The sequence below is a fragment of the Lentimicrobium sp. S6 genome, assembly GCF_013166635.1.
Taxonomy (GTDB): Bacteria; Bacteroidota; Bacteroidia; order Bacteroidales; family UBA12170; genus UBA12170.
This window is the reverse complement of sequence record NZ_JABKBZ010000035.1, coordinates 38806-56530: the sequence shown is the minus strand read 5'-3', so window position 1 is coordinate 56530 and position 17725 is coordinate 38806. Positions and strand designations below refer to the sequence as shown.

Genomic DNA, 17725 nt, shown 5'->3' with positions numbered 1-17725 from the left:
TCTTCTGTTTTTGAGATATCTTCGTAATGTAGCATGTTTTGTACTTTTTGTGTGGTAACCTAAAGATACAATAAAACCAAGGGATTCCCAAGGTTTCATGCTGCATTTTTTCTCTAAAATGCTCAGTATATAACGGTGCGAAACTTCAGTTAATAAGCTATCAATATGACGAATTTCTCTTCCCAACAAATAAGAAATCTCCCAGGAGTAGATAAGGTTTTGCAATATGCTAGCATAAAGCCGTTGATTAAAAAATACAGTAAGAACTTGGTGACTGCTGTTATTCGAGAGGTGATTAGTAATTATCGGCGACAGATTTTAGCTGGAGAGGAATCTTTAAACATGGACAATATTGGAGAAGAATGTGTTTCTCGTATTCAGAAAATTGCAGAGCGAAGTTTGAAACCCATATTGAATGGTTCAGGAATTATTATCCATACCAATCTCGGAAGAGCTCCCTATGGAGAAGAACTTTTAGAGGAGGTCTTCGACGTGTTGAAAGGCTATAATAATCTAGAGTTTAATCTGGCGAAAGGAAGCCGAGGACAAAGAAACGATCATGCCAGCGAAATTTTAAAATACCTGACCGGTGCCGAAGATATAGTGATAGTAAATAATAACGCCGCTGCTGTTATGTTGATTCTTCGAGCCTTTGGTAGAGGAAAAGAAGCTATAGTATCACGAGGAGAATTGATAGAGATAGGCGGTTCTTTTCGCATTCCAGAAATTATGGCGGCATCAGATTGTGGAATGGTAGAAGTAGGAGCAACCAACAAAACCAAGGTGGCAGATTATGAAAAAGCCATCAATGAAAATACAGCTTTGCTTTTTAAAACTCATACATCTAATTATGTAATTAAAGGTTTTACTCAGGAGCTTTCTTTAGAGGAGCTCTCCGGATTGGGAAAGAAGTATGATATTCCAACAGTCTACGATATAGGCTCAGGCTTGTTAAGGAAAGTAGACGAGAAGGCTTTGATGAACGAGCCGGACGTGAAGCAAGCTTTAGCCTCAGGAGTCGATATGATTTGCTTTAGTGGCGACAAGCTGCTTGGTGGTCCTCAGGCTGGCATAATTGCCGGTAAAAAGGAGTTCATCCAAAAACTGAAAAAGGAGCCCATGATGCGCGCCTTAAGGGTTGGGAAAACCACACTCGCCATACTCGAAAAGGCTTGTTCTTACTATCTCAACGATCAGGATCTGTTCAAACATAATGTGCTCTTTAGAACCTTAAATACACCAAAGCTTGAAAGAAAAGAATCCTCAGAATATTTACAAAGTTTATTGGCTAAAAAGAGTATCTCTAGCAGCATAGAACCCAGCAAAGGTCAATATGGTGGGGGAACTTTACCCGATCTAGTTTTGGATTCCTATTCTGTGAAACTAAATTTAGGAAAAGGAAAAAGTACAGGAAAACAATTCTATCATGAATTGTTGAATCAAAAGCCTGCGCTATTGACCAATTTAAAGAGTGGAAGCATATATGTTGATTTACTCTGCCTGCAAGAGAAAGATTTAGATGATGTAGCCGAATTAATCAAAAAGGCATATAAAAAATTAGGTTTATGAAGCATTTAATAATGGGGACAGCGGGCCATGTGGATCATGGGAAAACTTCGCTGATTAAAGCTTTAACAAATATAGATTGTGATACCCACAAAGAAGAAAAGGAGAGGGGAATCACCATCAATCTGGGATTTTCTCATATCGATTTGCCATCGGGTCATTCTGTGGGTATTATCGATGTCCCCGGTCATAAAGATTTTATAAATACTATGGTAGGAGGCGCTTGTGGCATCGACTTCGTTTTACTGGTGATTGCTGCTGATTCTGGCGTGATGCCACAAACCAAAGAACATTTTAATATCATCAGAGCCTTAAAAGTGAAGAAAGCCATCATTGCGCTGAATAAGATTGATTTGGTGGATGAAGAAATTGCTGAATTGGCCAAGCTGGAGATTATGGAGTGGCTCGAGGGAACGGAGTTTGAAGAAGCCCCAATAGTAGGAGTGAGTAGTATAAGTGGACAAGGACTTGATGAGTTGAAGCAAGAAATAGAAAATATAATACCTCAAATAGAAACTCAAAAACAAGACCAATTCTTCCGCATGTTTATCGATAGAATATTTACGGTAAAAGGAATGGGTTCTGTGGTAACGGGTTCTGTTTTAAATGGAGAAATTGAAGTGGAAGAAGAGGTTTTTCTCTTGCCTGGAAATAAAGATAAATTACGATTAAGAGGAATCCAGCGTCATGGAAAAAAGGTGGAGAAAGTGGTGGCTGGAGATAGAGCCGCTTTTAACTTGACTGGATTAAAACCCGATGATTTTGAAAGAGGCATGCTTTTGAGTAATCAAGAATTGGAAAATACCTTGATGATAGATGCTTATATCACCTTATTTGAGAATTCTGTGGATTTGGGTATTTGGTCAACAGTAGTTTTTCATTCAGGTACTTTCGATACTCAAGCAAGGATGCATTTACTCGACAAAGATAAACTCAAACCTGGGGAGTCTGGGCTAGTTCAATTGGTTTTGGAGAAAGAAAGTGTATTGATTCATAAAGATAAATTCATCTTAAGAAACTCCTCTGGCGATAAGAGCATAGGAGGAGGAATTATCATCGATGCCAAACCTTTGCATCACCGTAAAAGAACCAAAAAGCTACTCCAATCACTGGAATTACTCGTCGATGGAATCCTCAATGAAGGAAAAACGGCAGAGCTGATTCTCATCGAGCTTAAGAAAGAAAACCTTCCTCTAAATCTACATTTATTGAAAGATAAATTAAAGATGACAGAAGAGGATTTGCTCCAAGAAGATAAAAATTTGAAAGGCATTTCTCTATATCCCAATCATATCTATATGGCGGAAATAGCGGAATGGGAAATCATTAAAAAAGTAAAAGCTTTAATACTAGAATTTCATGAGAAAAACCCCATGCTCACCAAGGGTTTAAACGAATTGGAACTTCTAGGAAAGTTAGGTTTAAATAAAAACAAAGTTTTCAAAGAATACCTTCCTCATTTATTATTAAAAATGGAGGAGGATAAACATATAAAATCCATTGCTATGACTTGGGCTTTGTCTTCGCATGAAGTCAAGTTGAGTAAAAAAGAAAAAGCAGATATAGAGTGGTTAGAGCAAACTATAAAAGATTATGGTCCTCAAAAACCCATCTATGTGGATATCAATCAGGCTGCCTATCAAAGAATGATAAGTAAAGACAAATTGGCTTCTTATATTGATTTCCTCATTCAAAATGGTAAACTGAGTTATTATAAAAATGAATATGCCCATGCTTCTTTGGTCATGAAATATCGCAAGGAATTACTTCAGGTTTTAGCCAATCATAAAGAGGGCTTATTCCTTCAACCACTAAAGCAGGAAACAGGTTTGTCAAAGAAAATGTTGCCTTTTTTGATAGAAATGTTTGAAGCAGAGAAAATACTCATTACTTCAGAACATAAAAAGGAAAACTATAGGACGCAAATTACGGAGTTTGGATTGAGAATACTTAGTATGTGATTTTGATTGGTTGCTCTAAGTAATATTGGGGAATAATAAAATATTTCTTATAACGTTATAAGAATGCTTAAGTATTCCCTAAATCATTTGAAATGAAAAAAAACATCAAAAACATTCCTATTCTGATTTCCTTTGTGTTAATTGTTTTTTCAAGTTGTAATCAGGCTAAAGAAAAACCATTAAGTATTGATATGATTTATGGAGATTGGGTTGGTGGCTTTAATTCTAAATTAGGGGTTTCAATTAGTCCAGATTCACTCTTTTGGACACTTAGAGATAAGTTTAGATTAACTCAAAGCTATCATTATAGAATATCCGAAGACTCCATTTTCTTATTTTCTGAAGATGGAATGATTGATAAACTTCTTTTGATGCCTAGGGAAGACATAATGGTTTGTTGTAATTATAAGACCTATATTGATTCTTTCCGAATTGATGAAGTAACTGCCTTGCGAAAAGTGATTAATAGTCAGAACTTAGAAGAAAGTAATTCTCAAATTAATAACTTAAAGAAAGATATTATCATTGTCCCAGAAAACCAGATAGGAATCTTCCTGATTGCATTTTCTCAAAAAGATGGAAATGAAGTGACTTTTGATAAATTGGGTAATAGAGTTTTTACTTTTAAGAATGGTTCGAATATTCTATTTTCTCAAGGCCAAGAAGATATTGAAAAAATGGCCTTTAATCAGTTTGAAGTCTATCAGCAAAGCCCAAATGGAGAATTAATTCTTTTTCCAATAATTGCTAAATGTGAACTGAAGAAAGGAAAGGAAGAGCAAGGTTTCATGGCTATTATGGAAGGTTTTAATCAAGAGCCCAGGAAACAACTTAATAAGCTAGTGGGTAAAGACGTTTCTGGAAATGTGTTATGGTTTAATATTGGTTCTGAAGCCGAAATACATAACAATCGTGATAGTATCATGTATAATGGAAAGTACCGTATACCGGATTATAAAGGTATTTGGAAGTGAAGCCTGAATGTTTTTATGGCTTCTAAATTTAAGATATCGCCGCATTCCTTTCATTCCTATTTGAGCTATAAAACTGGCGGCTTAAAAATTTTCATTTCTTACTTGTTTTTATAGAGATTTCGCTCCTCTGGAGCTCTTTTGCTAGTTTTTCGAACGAATAAATTGTGTTTCAATAATTGCTATTTTCAGAAATAAATATTTTTTCAAAGCTCCAGAGGAGCGCAATATTTATAGAAAATCTACAGCGTAGATTTTTATAGAGCCGCCAGAACCATCTTAGATTTGAAACGGGAAGTAGAGCGGCGATCTAGGTAAAAAAGAAAGTGTTTATCTCTCATTAGCTAGATTTAAACCCGACCTATATTCTCCCACAGCTCAAAAACTCATCAAAACGGAAATAAGCCCACAATTTGATCCTAATCCCTATTAGCTTACTTTTGCCAGCACATAATCACCAAAAAATATATCCATGAAAACAATAGATGCTAAAGGAAAGCTATGTCCTCAACCTTTAATCATGACAAAAAAGGCACTTCTGGATATGGAGGAGTCTGAAACACTACAAATTCTTGTAGATAATGAAAGTGCCAAGTTTAATGTAAGTCGATTTCTCTCCGATAATAAAATGGAAGTACAAGTAAACCAGGATAATGGAGTTTACGAGATTCTGGTAGTGAAAAAAGGAGGAAGCTTTGAGCAAAGTACTCCAGAAGAATATTGTGAAATTCCCACTTCAAACAAAGGCGATTACATGGTTTGCGTGAAAAAAGAAACTTTTGGGGATGGTGATGAAAAGCTTGGAAAAATTCTTTTAACAGGTTTTTTCAATACTTTACCCAATGTTTCTAAACTACCATCTGCTATTGTGTTTGCTAATATTGGAATTCATTTGGTTTTAAAAGATTCTATCGTATTAGAACCTTTGCTAGAACTTGAAAAGATGGGTGTGGAGATTCATATTTGTGGTACTTGCCTCGAGTATTATAATAAAATGGATGAGGTTGGTGTTGGTCGGATTTCAAACATGCTGGATATTTTAGAGAAAATCACAGCTGCTGGCAATATCATTTATCCTTAAGACTTAAATTATGACTTACGATTTATTAGCCTCAGGACAAGAAGGTGGCTGCTCAGCCAAGCTTCCTGCCAAAGAATTAGATAAAGCTTTAGCCGATTTGCCTCATATTACAGGCCCTGAATTAATGGTGGATATTAGTACCCACGATGATGCTGGTGTCTATAAGATAAACGAAGAAACGGCACTCATTCAAACTACTGATTTCTTTCCTCCAGTTTGTTCCGATCCTTATGAGTTTGGCCAAATAGCGGCAGCCAATGCTTTGAGTGACGTTTATGCCATGGGAGGCAAGGTGATTACTGCCATGAATATATTAGAGTTTCCTGCTGATAAACCTATGGAAGCATTGAAAGAAATCATTAGAGGAGGTCAGGATAAAGTAATTGAATCTGGCGGTTATTTAGTCGGAGGTCATACCATCACTGATAAGGTGCCCAAATATGGTTTGGCAGTGAGTGGATTGGTTCATCCAGATAAAGTGATTACCAATTCTAATGGAAAGCCAGGTGATGTTTTAATACTTACCAAGCCCATTGGTGCCGGTGTGATTTTGGCCGGCAAAAAAATAGGGGAGGTTAATCAAGAAGATTATCAAGCTTGTTTGGATAATATGAAGCTTCTGAATAAAGAAGGTGCCGAAGTGATGCAGAAATATGGAGTAAAATGCGCTACCGATGTCACTGGTTTTGGTTTAATTGGTCATGCCTATAAACTAGCCTTAGCCAGCGAAGTCTGTTTGCATTTGAATACAAAAGATATTCCCTTACTCGGAGGGGCTTTCGAATTGGCAGAGCTGGGTTGCTTGCCTGGTGCTTGCTTTAGAAATCAAGAATTTGTTGAAGAGTTTTGTCATTTTAGCGATGAGGTAGTTTACGAGCACAAAATGCTCATTCACGATGCTCAAACCTCAGGCGGATTATTGATGTGTGTCCCAAAAGATGCTGTAAATGATATACTTCAAGATTTGAGAAGTTCAGTTTATCCCCATTCTGCTGTTGTGGGAGAAGTAAAAGCTAAGGGTGATTTCTTAGTGGAAGTGTCTTAAGTACTTTGAGTTCATAAAGTGCCTAAAGTCCGTAAAGTTAATTCGTTAAACGAATCAGCTCTGGGTTTATTCGTGAAAATAGAAACTACCGTTGTTTTATTCTAATTCGTGCATTAGTGGCTAACAAGTGGTCGGATATCGAACTTTTTTACTATCATAATGACTTTGCGCCTTCGCGGCTTTGCGTGATAGTTTTAATCATAGAACATTCTTGTCCTTCAAATGGCAATCTCCTATCAGCATAATCGCTTTTTGCAACGCAGTAAATTCAAAACTAATGGACTTCTCTATTTTCTCACTCGAATAACTATAGGAACTCATAAACGAACGCGCTGTAGATTTCGTGAGTTCAGGTGTTTTTCGGGTGATTAAGCCTTTTATATAGGCTCCTCTCCATGCCAAATTCATCATCCAAGCTTTTGCTTCAATACTAGGAAATGGTTTGTTGAGGCTTTTGGCCATCATATTAAAAAATTCTAGGTAAGTGAGATCTTCTCCGTTTAAAACAAATCGTTCTCCATTGATATCAGATTCCATGAGCTCAATCATGGCTCTGGTCACATCTCTCACATAAACGTAGCCATTCATTCCGTGGCTATAATACTTCATACCTTTGGCCATCATGTTAAAGAATGAAGGGCTTCCTTTACTCCAATCGCCAGGGCCTAAAATAACAGAGGGGTTTACGATGACAGCATTTAGTCCCTCAGCAATTCCTCTCCAAACTTCCATTTCCGACTGGTATTTGCTAATAGAATAAGGCGAATCCTTATCGCTATCTTTCCAAGGTGTTTTTTCGCTGGCACTTTCTCCAGCTTCTGCTCTCCCTAGAGCGGCAATAGAACTCACATGAACCAACTTCTGAATCTTGTGGTATAAACAAGCATTGACCAGGTTTTTTGTTCCTTCAATATTAGCAGTCATCATTTTTTGCTTGTCTTTCTTCTTAAAAGAAACCATGGCGGCACAATGATAAACTTGTGTAATTCCTTTTAAAGACTCCTCAAGGGAAAAGTAGTCTAATAATTCAGCTTCTCTCCATTCTATTTTAGCAAGGAGGCTTATGGGGTCGGAGGAATAAAATGAGAATATCTTTTCTATTTGATTTAAAGAGGAGTGGCTTCTTTTTATAGCACAGACTTTGTCTTCTTTTTGTAAAAGATCAAAAAGTAAATGTGCGCCTACTAATCCTGTTCCTCCTGTTACTAGTATCATTTTTATATTCTCAATTATTTTTCGACTTGTGTTTTGAAATATTAATTATCTCCTAGATATGTTCGATATTATTGCTTGAAGCATGAAGTTTGAAGCATGAAGTGAACTGCTTCCGCCTTCCAACTATAGAGCTTGTAATCTTGTCTTTCTATTTTATATCCATCTGAGCTTGTAAATAATCCTCCGGAATTCCGATATCTATAAAGTAAGCTTCAGAAATAAAGCCCTGAACTTTAAATTGCTCCAAGCCAGATTCCATAATATCGGTTTCAAAGGAGAATTTCTTTTGGTCTTTGGCTAATTCAAAGATGCTTGTATTCAAAGCATAAACTCCACCATTAATCAATCCTTCCTCCATTTGTTTTTTCTCTTGGAAAGCTATGATTTGATTTCCTTTTAAAGTCACTGTTCCGTATCTGTCGAAGTTTGTCATAGCTTTTAGTGAAAGACAAAGGTCAGATTGAGTATCTTGATAATGGGTTTCCAAAGCTCTCAAATCTACTTTGAAAAAGGTGTCGCCATTGAGTAAGAAGAAATCTTTATTTTGTAAATGGGCCATAGCATTCTTAATGCCTCCTCCGGTTCCAAGCGGTTCATGCTCTATGGCATAAATGATTTTCATACCCATAAACTCTTGACCAAAATAGTCCTGAATCACTTCCCATTTATAACCTACCGCTAAAATGATTCGCTCAATTCCATATTGATGAACATCCTCTAGTAAATATTTCAAAAAGGGGATGCCATTGATCGGAGCCATTGGTTTTGGAATATCATTAACTACACCTTTTAATCTGGTGCCCAATCCTCCTGCTAAAATGATGGCTTCTTTGATCATACTATGAATCTATGGTCCAGGTTTGTAATCCTTGAGTGACGAACTCGTAACGCTTTACATTGCCCCCGATATCATCTAAGGCTCTAATTACCTGATGACGTGTGTTCTTTGGGCAATAGAAGAACATAAAGCCTCCACCTCCTGCGCCACTCACTTTACCGCCATTGGCTCCGGCTTTTATTACGCTATCGTATAAATGGTCAATTTCAGAATTGGTGATATTATCTGCCATTTTCTTTTTATGCTGCCAGCCAAAGTCTAGAATTTCTCCAATTTTTTCTAATTCACCTTTTAGTAAGGCTTCTTTCATGCTGGTGGCTTGTTGTTTAATCTTGTGCATGGCGTCGATAGAAGTCTGTTTCTTCTGATTCACATTGCTACGTTGGGCTTCAATAATTTGAGCAGAGACTCTACTTGTTCCTGTATAATACAAAACCAGATTGTGAGCCAATTCATTTAGAATGGTAGGTTTTATGCGCAATGGATTCACTATTACTTTATCATCACCATAAAATTCCATAAAGTTAACTCCTCCAAAAGTAGCCGCATATTGGTCTTGTTTTCCGCCTGCCATGTCTAAGTCTATTCGCTCAATTTCATAAGCTAGATGTGCTAAATCATATTCTCCAAGAGGTAATTTTAACCATTCTACAAAAGCACCTAGAATAGCGGTAACCAAAGTGGAGGAGGTTCCTAGTCCAGAACCAGGAGGTGCATCGACATAGGTAGTTAATGTAAAAGATAGGGCTTTCTTTGTAAAGTCTTTCACCACTCGGTTATAGATTCCTTTGAGCAAATCCAGTTCGCCATTAATCTCTAATTCTTCTATACTTTCTAGCTCAATATATTCGCCTTTATCTTCAGAATTTAAAACGATTTTCCCATCATTTCTTTCCTCAATAGTAGCATGTGCATACATATTGATGGTGGCATTTAAAATGGCTCCTCCATAAATATCGGAATAGGGAGATACATCAGAGCCTCCGCCTGCTAATCCTAATCGTAATGGTGCTTTACTTCTTATAATCATCTTGTCTTATTATGCTGTATGTTTTTGTTAGTTCTTATGATATTCTAATAGAACTTGAGGCAAATTTAAAATAGTTTATAGGAATATCGTCAATTAAATTGACATGTTTTTTAATCTTGCTTAGATGCATGCTGGCTAAGAAATAAGTCGATGACAATTCTCTACTCAATGCGTAGACAATTTTTTCTTTTTTATTGAATTTCCTGATACAAATCTAATATAGTTTTAGTCATGGTTGACCATTCGTATTTTTTCTTTTCTTGTAGCAAGTTTTTATTAAAATCTTCGGCTCTATTTTTAGCAAAGAAATCAAATAGCTTGTCAGCGATGGCTTGTGGTTTTGGTTCTACCACGTAGCCCACCTTCTCATCTGGGATGATTTCTGCTAAACCACCAACATTAGTTACCAGCATAGGTTTTTCAAAGTGATATCCTATTTGCGTCACCCCACTTTGAGTGGCTGTTTTGTAAGGTTGTGCAATAATATCTGCAGCTCCAAAATACAATCCAACTTCAGGATCTGGAATAAACTTGTTGGCTAGAATAACTTGTTCTTCCAAATTCAACTCTTTTATAAGCTTAGTATACTTTTCCTGATCTGAATAGAATTCCCCAGCTACAATTAACTTGATATTTTCTTTAGCAAAATCCTTCTTCGAAAACGATTCAATTAATAAGTCGAGGCCTTTGTAATCGCGTATTAAACCAAAAAATAAAACATATTTCTGTTTTGGGTCGAGATTTAATTTTTTAATGGCCTCCTCTTTTGATACTTTCTTGCCAAAATTATCATAAAGAGGATGAGGACAAAAAGCACGAGGTTTAGTTGTATTAAACTGATTTAACTCACTCAGTACGCTCTTCGACATTCCAACAAAAGCATCCACTCCTCCTACAAAATATTTTGAGAAAATACGATCCACAATATTTTTCTCATGAGGAATGATATTATCGAGGATGGAAATCACTTTGGTATGTTTGTTCTTTTTCACGATTCTACCAATAGAGCCAAAACAAGGAGCCATAAAAGGAAGCCAATATTTCATGATCAGAATATCAGGCTTCATCTCTTTTATCTTCTTTCCAACATTCAGCCAGTTAAATGGATTGATGGAGTTGACTGAGACTTCAATATCTAAGTCTTTTGGACCTTCCCAATCAGCATATTGTGTTTTTCCAGGAAAAAGGATGGAAGGATATTGTAATTTGAAGGTATGAATTTTAACTTGGATATTTTCTTCTTGAAATGCTTTGGCCAATCGTTCATTATAAACAGCCAATCCACCACGAAAGGGAAAAGCAGTTCCGAGTATCACTATATTCATATTCTTTTTGTCTTGCTTAATATGGGCGGTAAAAGTAGTGAAAAACCAAATAGGTTTTGGCAGAGATGTGATTTAGTGAATTCAAGTTTTTTGCATAAAAAAGAGGAGTCTGAATAAATCAAACTCCTCCATATATTTGAAATGGTATCCTGATAGGAGACCAATTTTCATTTATTTAATAACAACTCTTTCTTTGAATTGTGTAAGGCCATTATTGGCACTAATCACATAAATACCATCTGTTAAATTAGAGATATTTAAGCTGTTGTTTTCAGAAGTTAAGGTAGTGGTATAAACTATATGTCCAGCGATATCATAAACTTGAACTTCAAAATTACCTGCTTTTGGAAGATTCACTTGGAAGTTTCCATCACCTGGGTTTGGAGAAATTCTCATTTTATTTAATGCTAAAGAACCAATACCAGTACAATTGTGAACTGTGATATAAGATTCCTCAATCACTTCAACTTCATTATCGCCATTTATAGCAGATAGAGTCACTGAATAAGTTCCAGCAGTATGATAAGTGACCGATGGGTTTGCTTCATCAGAAGTAGCAGGGTCTCCACCTTCAAACGTCCACTGTAATTCTTCTGAACAAGTTGTGGAGCTAGAGAACTGAATCATTTCAGTATCGCAAATATCCACTTCGTCGGCTTCAAAACTAGCAGTTAAATCCATAACAGTAATATACCCTTCCATTATAGTTTCATCTTCTTCTACGTCGTTAGAAACTGTAAGGGTTACATCATAACTTCCAGGAGTTTCATAAGTTACAACTGGGTTTTCTTCATCAGAAGTAGCAGGCTCTCCGCCTTCGAATACCCAAGCATAAGTAGTAATGTCTCCAAATGAATTATTTGTAAACGTTACTGTACTTCCAGCACAAGGATCAGTCATGTCTGCTTCAAAATCTGCAGTCATTGTACTTCCACCATCACAATCGTTAGCTTCACAGCCAGCAGCTTCTAATGGATCGATAAAGTCACTGGGACTTGAAACAGGCCAAATGTCTTGTGCAATGATAGTGTGATCTGGAGCAATGATAATGTGTGTTGGGTAAGCTCCAATTTGGTAGGAAGAGCAGATGGCATTTCCACCACCATCTATTCCACTAATTGAAGGATAAAGTACACCTAGGTTTTCATCATAGGCAATGACTTGTGCGTCTGTGTCTCCGTTATCAACGGATAATATTGTTACATCATAATCTCCACAACCAAAATGTTCATAGGTTGCATTGAGAAGGGGTACTGATGCTGGGCAATACGCTCAAGTAGTAAAGAAAAAATCAATCACAACATATTTACCTTCATCTAATAAATCGAAGAGATTCCATGTGTGACCTTCTGTGTCGGTGGCTGTAAAGTCCACCGCTTCAGTCAATGGTGTTTGTGCAAACGATGTGTTCATCGTTAACGCAGCCAGCATGACAAAAGCAAAACGTAAAAGTTTTTTCATAAGGCTTAAATTAAAATTAGAACTTTGTAAATTATTTCTCAAAGATAACAGGAATATCGTAAATATCAAGGAAAGATTGGCCCCAAAACTGTTAAAAAAGAGCTGTAATCTATCTTGATTCAATTAGTTCTGTGAAGATTGAAGCTTGATTATCGTGATATCAATATTCTATTTGGCTATTTTCTCGGGATAAAATTCATATCATGTATCGGGTTTTAAATATAGATTTTGATAGATATTTATTATTTCCGTGCATTATTACTCATTTCATGCGTTTTTTACTTAGAAAATCAAAAATATTTTAACTCGTTTTAAATTACAAAAGTATTCAGTCAATCAGTATGTTACAGTGATTCTTATTTGGATTATATATAAATTCTATCAAAAAGCTCAATATTGTGAAAAATATAACAAAGTTGTTTGGAGTATACGATTCTTGAAACTAATTTTGCCCAATTGTTAGTAGAATAACAAGCGCTTAAATAGAATCAAATACGAAATAAATATAATTACAATGGCAAAAGTTAAAACGTTAGCAGATTTACGAGCAATGAAGAGTGAACTGCAATCGAAAATCCAACTCAGGGAGAACGCAGAAAATCCTGAATCAGTAGTCCAGATTAGAGTAGGTATGGCCACTAGCGGCATCGCCAGTGGAGCCAAAGAAGTATATCATTACTTCACCGAAGAAATGGCCAAAAGAAATATAAATGGTATTACTACTCAGGTAGGCGATATGGGATATTGCTATGCTGAACCAACTGTAGAAGTTTTGGTTCCTGGTAAAGATCCTATTGTTTTTGGTTATGTTGATGTGAAAAAGGCTGACCAAATCATTGAGAAGTATATCAAGCAAGGTGAGTTGTTGGACGGTATCATTCCTCCAAACTATCAAAACATTAATGAATAGTCAATAGGTTTATTAATCAGAAAAACAAAGCTAATGTCAGAATATAAAATGCATATGATGGTTTGCGGCGGAACAGGTTGCCGTGCTTCTCAAAGCGATACCATAGTTGAAAAAATGAAGAAAGAACTGGAATATAGAAATCTGGACGAAGAAGTTCAGGTGGTCATTACCGGTTGTTTTGGCTTTTGTGAAAAAGGGCCTATTGTAAAAATGTTACCAGACAACACTTTCTATACAGAGGTGAAGCCTGAGAACGTTACTGAGATTATTGATGAGCATATCATCAAAGGTCGTAAAGTTGAAAGCTTATTATATGTTGATCCTAATAAAGGAGTAACAGAACCAGATAGTAAGCATATGGATTTCTATAAGAAACAAATCCGTATCGCATTAAGAAATTGTGGTTTCATTAATCCAGAAGTGGTAGATGAGTATATCGCAGCCGATGGTTACGAAGCTTTAGGAAAGGTATTATCAGAGTATACTCCAGAGCAAACTATCGATATCATTAAAAAATCAGGTCTTCGCGGTAGAGGAGGAGGGGGATTCCCAACTGGTCTAAAATGGCAGTTTGCTGCCCAAAACGAAGCCGATAAGAAATATGTAGTTTGTAATGCCGATGAAGGTGACCCAGGTGCTTTTATGGATCGTTCTATTTTAGAAGGTGACCCACACTCTGTATTAGAAGCTATGGCTATCTGTGGTTATACCATGGGTTCAGATGAAGGTATTATCTATATTAGGGCTGAGTATCCTCTAGCTATTGAGAGATTACACGTGGCTATTAAGCAAGCTCGTGAATATGGTTTATTAGGAAAAGACATTCTTGGAACTGGATTTGATTTCGATATCACACTAAGATACGGAGCTGGTGCTTTCGTTTGTGGTGAAGAAACTGCACTTATCCATTCTATGGAAGGTCATAGAGGTGAACCAACTGTTAAGCCTCCATTCCCAGCAGAATCTGGCTATAATGGAAAGCCAACAAACGTAAATAACGTTGAGACTTTCGCTAACATTCCAGCGATTATCCTTAAGGGAGCTGAATGGTTCTCTTCTATTGGAACTGAAAAATCTAAAGGAACTAAAGTATTTGCTTTAGCTGGTAAGATTAATAATGTTGGTCTTATTGAGGTACCAATGGGAACTACACTAAGAGAAGTTATTTTCGAAATTGGTGGTGGAATTAAAGATGGCAAGAAATTTAAAGCCGTTCAAACCGGTGGTCCTTCTGGTGGATGTTTAACGGAAAAGCATTTAGATACTCCAATTGACTTTGATAACTTGATAGCAGCTGGCTCTATGATGGGGTCTGGTGGTATGATTGTTATGGATGAAGACGATTGTATGGTAGCAATGGCTAAATTCTACTTAGAATTTACTGTTGAAGAATCTTGTGGTAAATGTGCTCCATGTAGAATTGGTAACAAAAGATTACACGAAACACTACATAAAATTACTGAAGGAAAAGGGACCATGCATGATCTAGATTTACTTAAAAATATGAGTAATGTCATCAAGGATACTTCTCTTTGTGGATTAGGTCAAACTTCTCCAAATCCAGTTTTATCAATGCTTGATAATTTTTATGATGAGTTTTTAGCTCACGTATCAGATCATAAGTGTGAAGCTGGACAGTGTAAGTCATTATTGAAATACAATATTATTGATGAGGAATGTGTAGGCTGTACAGCTTGTGCTAGAGTTTGTCCTGTAGGTTGTATTTCTGGTGAAAAGAAAGAGGTTCATCTCATCGACCAAAGCATTTGTATCAAATGTGGAGCATGTATGGACAAGTGTAAGTTTAACGCCATTGAATTAATATAAGGAGGCTCGAAAATGGACATGATCAAATTAACAATAGATAATAAAGTGATAGAAGTAGAAAAAGGTACTACTATTTATCACGCAGCTAAAAAATTAAATATCGAAATCCCAATTTTGTGTTACATGAATTTGGAGCATTTAGATATCGAAAATAAACCTGGTGGTTGTAGAATTTGTGTTGTAGAAGTAGAAGGCCGTAGAAATTTGGCTCCTTCTTGCTCTACAAAAGCAGATGACGGAATGGTTGTTCGTACCAATACAATGAGAGTGATTAACGCTCGTCGTACTGTTATGGAATTCATTTTAAGTGATCACCCAAAAGAGTGTTTAACTTGTTCTAAATCGGGTCATTGTGACTTGCAAGATATGGCGCAAAAATTAGGAGTTCGTGAAATTCCTAATGAAACTACTTGCGAAATGTCGTCATACCGTTTAGACACTTCTCCAAGTATTATTCGTAACCTTGATAAATGTATCATGTGTCGTCGTTGCGAAACCATGTGTAACGAAGTCCAAACTGTTGGTGCGCTTTCTGCTATCAACCGTGGTTTTGAAGCAGCTGTTGGTACAGCTTTCGAAATGAACTTAGAAGCCAGTACTTGTACTTACTGTGGGCAGTGTGTAGCTGTATGTCCTACTGCTGCATTAACAGAAGTAGACCACACTCCTCAAGTGATTAGAGCAATTGCCGACCCAACAAAAACTGTTGTGGTACAAACTGCTCCTGCTGTTAGAGCTGCACTTGGTGAAGAGTTTGGAATGGAAGCTGGAACTTTAGTTACTGGTCAAATGGTAACTGCTTTAAGAGGTCTTGGTTTCGATCACATATTTGATACTGACTTTGCTGCCGACCTTACCATTATGGAAGAAGGTACTGAGCTATTAGGTCGTTTAAATGCACATTTAGCAGGTGATAAGAATGTGAAACTTCCTATATTAACTTCTTGCTGTCCAGGTTGGGTTAATTTCTTCGAAACTCAATTCCCAGATATGAAGGACATTCCTTCAACAGCACGTTCTCCACAGCAAATGTTTGGCCCTATTGCTAAAACTTATTTTGCAGGAAAATTAGGAATTAAGCGCGAAGATATGGTTGTGGTTTCTATCATGCCTTGTTTAGCTAAGAAATATGAAGCTCAACGTGACGAGTTTAAAGTAAACGGAAATCCTGATGTTGATTTCTCTATTTCTACTCGCGAATTAGCTCATCTCATTAAGCAAGCTAATATGGACTTAAATACCCTTGAGAAAAGTGATTTCGACCAGCCAATGGGCGAATCTACTGGAGCGGGTGTTATCTTTGGTGCTACAGGTGGTGTAATTGAAGCTGCTGCTCGTACTGCTTATGAAGTTCATACTGGTAAAACTTTAGAAAAAGTTGACCTTAAACAATTAAGAGGTATGGAAGGTATCAGAGCTGGTAGTGTTGACTTCGATGGTTTAGAAGTTAAGATTGGTATTGCTCATGGTCTTGGAAATGCTCGTAAATTATTAAATGATATTCGTGATGGTAAATCACATTTCCACGCTATTGAAATCATGGCTTGTCCTGGTGGATGTATTGGTGGTGGTGGTCAACCTCTACACCATGGCGATTCTGAGATTCTTCAGAAACGTGCTGCTGCTTTATATCGTGAAGATGCTGGTAAACCAATCAGAAAATCTCATGAGAACCCAGCTATCAAAGAATTATATGAAACATTCTTAGGTGAGCCTTGTGGTGAGTTGTCACACGAATTATTACATACTCATTATTTCGATCGCAAACGCAAAAGAGATATTGAAGAATAGTAATTAAAGTCTAGAGGAATCTAACGAATTAAGAATCATTTAAATTTGAAAAAATGTCAGAAACTAAAATAAAATTAAAAGAAAAAGACATCGCAAAAATCGTTGAGATTTGTGACTTTTTCGGCAACGAGCCAGGTGAGTTAATCAATGTTTTACACAAATGTCAAGGCGAGTTTGGTTACCTACCTGCAGAAGTGCAAGAAGTAGTAAGCGAGAACTTAAATGTAGCTTTAGCTAAGGTTTATGGAGTAGTTACATTCTATTCTTTCTTCACCATGAAGCCTAAGGGAAAACATCCAATTAGCATTTGTACAGGAACAGCTTGTTATGTTCGTGGTGCAGAAAATGTAATGGTGGAATTCGAAAAAGAATTAGGAATCAAGCAAGGTGAAACTACTGCTGATGGTAAATTCTCACTAAGTAGCTTACGTTGTGTGGGTGCTTGTGGATTGGCTCCAGTGGTTTTGGTAGGTGAAAAAACTTACGGTCGTGTTGCTCCTGATGGCGTTAAAGAAATTCTTGCTGAGTACGATGCTTAGAATAGAAGTACTTAAAGTTGACTAAAGTGCCTAAAGCCTGCCTGGCTTGCGCAGTCAGACAGGTACTTAGAGTTGACTTCTAATATAAATCCCAGGTCATGTTTTATGGCTTGGGATTTTTTATTTGGTCAAGAATATTTCGATCTAGAGTTTGTTTCAAAGTAC

The 17725-nt window shown here is 36.7% G+C and carries 15 protein-coding genes; 9 read left to right on the top strand and 6 right to left on the bottom strand.

The window, feature by feature from the left end; all coding sequences use genetic code 11:
• Positions 1-165: 165 nt before the first annotated feature.
• The 5 genes from selA to selD all read left to right on the top strand — a co-directional run bounded on the left by selA (position 166) and on the right by selD (position 6624).
• On the top strand, positions 166-1569 hold the full coding sequence (gene selA / locus HNS40_RS12590) for an L-seryl-tRNA(Sec) selenium transferase (RefSeq protein WP_172281312.1): 1404 nt from the start codon (positions 166-168) through the stop codon (positions 1567-1569).
• On the top strand, positions 1566-3527 hold the full coding sequence (gene selB, locus HNS40_RS12585; RefSeq protein WP_172281310.1) for a selenocysteine-specific translation elongation factor: 1962 nt from the start codon (positions 1566-1568) through the stop codon (positions 3525-3527). The genes selA and selB overlap by 4 nt, the downstream gene beginning before the upstream one ends.
• A 92-nt stretch (positions 3528-3619) precedes the next feature.
• Entirely contained in the window at positions 3620-4501 is an 882-nt protein-coding gene (locus tag HNS40_RS12580) for a hypothetical protein (protein ID WP_172281308.1), read from the top strand.
• Positions 4502-4970: 469 nt separating this feature from the next.
• Positions 4971-5579 carry a sulfurtransferase-like selenium metabolism protein YedF gene (yedF, locus tag HNS40_RS12575; protein ID WP_172281306.1) on the top strand — a complete coding sequence of 203 codons (609 nt, stop codon included), beginning with the start codon at positions 4971-4973 and terminating at the stop codon, positions 5577-5579.
• Positions 5580-5589: 10 nt separating this feature from the next.
• Positions 5590-6624: a selenide, water dikinase SelD gene (selD, locus tag HNS40_RS12570; protein WP_172281303.1), complete on the top strand. Its 1035-nt coding sequence runs from the start codon at positions 5590-5592 to the stop codon at positions 6622-6624.
• Between the two features lie 198 nt (positions 6625-6822).
• On the opposite strand, the gene HNS40_RS12565 is transcribed toward selD, so the two are convergent.
• The 6 genes from HNS40_RS12565 to HNS40_RS12540 form a co-directional block, all read right to left on the bottom strand.
• On the bottom strand, positions 6823-7839 hold the full coding sequence (locus HNS40_RS12565) for an NAD-dependent epimerase/dehydratase family protein (protein ID WP_172281301.1): 1017 nt from the start codon (positions 7837-7839) through the stop codon (positions 6823-6825).
• A 148-nt stretch (positions 7840-7987) separates the two neighbouring features.
• Positions 7988-8677, bottom strand: coding sequence for a nucleotidyltransferase family protein (locus tag HNS40_RS12560; RefSeq protein WP_172281300.1), 690 nt, complete (start codon positions 8675-8677; stop codon positions 7988-7990).
• A 1-nt stretch (position 8678) separates the two neighbouring features.
• Positions 8679-9707 (bottom strand): dehydrogenase, encoded by a 1029-nt coding sequence (locus HNS40_RS12555; protein WP_172281299.1) that lies wholly within the window; start codon positions 9705-9707, stop codon positions 8679-8681.
• Positions 9708-9898: 191 nt separating this feature from the next.
• Positions 9899-11032 carry a glycosyltransferase gene (locus HNS40_RS12550; RefSeq protein WP_172281298.1) on the bottom strand — a complete coding sequence of 378 codons (1134 nt, stop codon included), beginning with the start codon at positions 11030-11032 and terminating at the stop codon, positions 9899-9901.
• Between the two features lie 171 nt (positions 11033-11203).
• The gene (locus HNS40_RS12545; RefSeq protein ID WP_172281297.1) at positions 11204-11956 is read right to left on the bottom strand and encodes a PKD domain-containing protein; all 753 of its coding nucleotides are present in this window, start codon (positions 11954-11956) and stop codon (positions 11204-11206) included.
• 348 nt (positions 11957-12304) lie between these two features.
• The gene (locus HNS40_RS12540) at positions 12305-12493 is read right to left on the bottom strand and encodes a hypothetical protein (protein ID WP_172281296.1); all 189 of its coding nucleotides are present in this window, start codon (positions 12491-12493) and stop codon (positions 12305-12307) included.
• Positions 12494-13007: 514 nt separating this feature from the next.
• Between HNS40_RS12540 and HNS40_RS12535 the strand changes: the two genes are divergently transcribed.
• The 4 genes from HNS40_RS12535 to HNS40_RS12520 are packed head-to-tail and all read left to right on the top strand — an operon-like array spanning position 13008 to position 17560.
• Entirely contained in the window at positions 13008-13403 is a 396-nt protein-coding gene (locus HNS40_RS12535; RefSeq protein WP_172281295.1) for a ferredoxin, read from the top strand.
• Between the two features lie 33 nt (positions 13404-13436).
• Positions 13437-15230, top strand: a complete 1794-nt coding sequence (locus HNS40_RS12530; RefSeq protein WP_172281294.1) for an NADH-quinone oxidoreductase subunit NuoF — start codon at positions 13437-13439, stop codon at positions 15228-15230.
• A gap of 12 nt (positions 15231-15242) precedes the next feature.
• Complete coding sequence (locus tag HNS40_RS12525) at positions 15243-17021, top strand: NADH-dependent [FeFe] hydrogenase, group A6 (RefSeq protein WP_172281293.1); 1779 nt, start codon at positions 15243-15245, stop codon at positions 17019-17021.
• Between the two features lie 53 nt (positions 17022-17074).
• A complete protein-coding gene (locus HNS40_RS12520; RefSeq protein ID WP_172281291.1) occupies positions 17075-17560 on the top strand; it encodes an NAD(P)H-dependent oxidoreductase subunit E in 486 nt (161 codons plus the stop codon).
• The last annotated feature ends 165 nt before the right edge of the window (positions 17561-17725 follow it).